Source organism: Deltaproteobacteria bacterium, assembly GCA_009929795.1.
GTDB lineage: Bacteria > Desulfobacterota > Desulfovibrionia > Desulfovibrionales > Desulfomicrobiaceae > RZZR01.
The window spans coordinates 1-2374 of sequence record RZZR01000268.1 but is presented as its reverse complement, the minus strand read 5'-3'; the positions used below and the strand labels follow the sequence as shown (position 1 = coordinate 2374).

Sequence of the window (2374 nt, the reverse complement as noted above, 5' to 3'; positions counted from 1 at the left end):
CGAGGAACTGACCGCCGTGGCTGAACTCGGCTACCTGAAGCCCAAGTTCGACGACGACCGCAAGGATGATGCCGCCTATCGTCTGTCCTTGGGATTGGTTTACTCATTCTAAGAGTCTTGCCGCCCCGATACCGAAACCCGGAAGCCGGGCCGATGCCGGCCCGGCATTTCCACAGGGATCCTCGGCCGTGATGCCCCGAACGGATTTCATGGCCCAGGACCACGAAAAGATCCGAGTCCCGAGACCAGACCATCGTCGCAATGCACCGTGCATGGCCGACCCGGACGATGAGCCCCCGGCGAATCCCGTTTCGGGCCGACCTGCCACAACCCCAACAGGTTCGATCATGTACGCTCTTGATCCATGTCCAAGAACGATGCCCGACGCCCCCTTTCCCCTGGCCGAAATCTATCGCCGCTACTATCTTTCCCAGGGACTTTTCGTCGAGTCGCCCCACTCCTCGGGCAGTGGTCCCGGCCAAATGCGTTTGGAATTGGCCGCCAGGTCCGGCAACGGCTGGACCGAACTGGTCCATATCGACCGGGGCCTAAACGTGGGCATGTGCGACTACGAACTGTTTCGCCCCGTCGAAGGCGACCATTTTCCCGTTGGGGGGATGGTCTGCTTCAACCTCCTCATGTCCGGCGAATTCGAGGTCGTTATCCCCGAAAACGGCGGTCGCGAGGTCGTCCGCGGCGGAGAATTGTGGCTGTGCCGTGATTTCTCGACATGTATGCGCTACAGCCAGCCCTCGCACCGGGTCATCCGGGGAATGTCCATCACCCTGCCCCGGTCCATGATCGAGGCTTGGCTGGGCGATCCACACTGCGGCATGAGCCAAAGCCTGGAAATAATCCTGCGCAATAAAAACCTCCCCAATGCCTCGCCTTTTCAGGGCGTCCGCCCCCTGTCGCGCTGCCCGCGCCAGACGGCGCCCCTTGTCAGCACCGCCGCCCGTCTCCTGGCCACCAAGCGGGATACCGTCTGCGGCCGTCTGCATTTCGAATCCCTGGCCCTGAACCTCCTGACCCAGATTCTGGGCTTGGAATACCCGGCCCGTATCCAGGAAGGATCCCGATCAACTCCGGCCATCGACAACGCCATCGACATCCTGCGGGCTGAATGGACCGATCCTCCGACCATCGCGGCCCTGGCCCGCCGCGTCGGATTGAACGAATGCTACCTCAAGGCCGGATTCCGCCGTCGCACCGGCCAGTCCATCGGCGAATTCGTGAGGGCCCTGCGTATGGAACACGCCATTGAACTGATCGAGTCGGGTCGTTCCTCCATCCTCCAGACCGCCATGGCCGTGGGCTACTCAAACCCCAGCCACTTCAGCGCGGCCTTCAAGCGCCATCACGGTCGCCTGCCGTCCTCGTATCTGGCTCGGGCCTGAAGTTCGTCCCGGGCCCCTTCTTTCCCGATCGCGGCAGTCTTTCTCCCTCCCGGGGTGGAAGATGCCGTCCTGATTCATCATGATCTCCCGGAGCCCAACTTCCGGAGGTCATTCATGAACACATCCACCTGCGACCCAAGCCTTGGCCGGGTCGGAGCATTTGAAACCGAAACAGCCGAGGCCCTGCCTGGGCGAGGCATCTGGGCCCTTATGCGCCCGGTGCGCAACCGCATCCATCTGGCCATGGGTCTGGCCGCCCTCGGCGCGGTGGCCGCCCTGGCCGCCGTGGCCGTGCTGGCCGTGATCATCGCCCAGCTCCTCGGCCCCGATCCCAATCCATGGCCCTGGGCCGCCGTGGCCATCCTGCTCACCGTGATCAGCTTCTACCTGCGCACGCAAGGATTCACAGTGTCCCATCTGGCCGCGTTCCGGCTGGAGACCATCCTGCGCACCAAACTGGCCGATCGCATGGCCCGAGTGCCCCTGGGCTATCTGCTCCAAACCGGGACCGGAACAGTGACCAAGGTCATGCAGGACGACGTCAAGAGCCTGCACGCCTTTGTGGCCGATACCACGCCCATGATCGGACGCAGCGTGGCCACACCTCTGGCCACCCTAATCCTGATGCTGATCATCGACTGGCGTCTGGCCCTGCTGGCCCTGGGACTACTGGTGGTTGGGACGGGATGCGTGATGCTGGCCATGCGCGGCAGCGGAGAACTTCAGCGCCGATACGACGAGGAACGCGAGCGCATCGCCGGGGCCGTGGTCGAATTCGTGCAGGCCATGCCCGTGGTCCGGACCTTTGACGACGGCGCGTCCTCCTTTGGCCGCTATCAATCGGCCCTGGACGGATTCCGCGACGTCCTGGCCAAATGGCTGGAAGTCTCGGCCGTCAGCGCCAAGATCAGCATCCTTATTCTTGGCCCCCTGCCGACCCTGCTGGCCCTGGCCCTGGGCGGCGTGCTCCTCTTCAC

At 63.6% G+C, this 2374-nt stretch carries 2 protein-coding genes; both read left to right on the top strand.

Features of this window, described 5'->3' with window-relative positions:
* Positions 1 to 65 precede the first annotated feature (65 nt).
* The gene (locus tag EOM25_14050) at positions 66 to 1397 is read left to right on the top strand and encodes an AraC family transcriptional regulator (protein NCC26297.1); all 1332 of its coding nucleotides are present in this window, start codon (positions 66 to 68) and stop codon (positions 1395 to 1397) included.
* A 114-nt stretch (positions 1398 to 1511) separates the two neighbouring features.
* Positions 1512 to 2374 (top strand): ABC transporter ATP-binding protein (locus EOM25_14045; GenBank protein ID NCC26296.1); only part of this gene is annotated, 863 nt, incomplete at its 3' end.

Excerpts from the sequence above, each read along its gene's own strand:
- EOM25_14050 (NCC26297.1), top strand. The coding sequence starts at position 66 with ATGATGCCGCCTATCGTCTGTCCTTGGGATTGGTTTACTCATTCTAAG.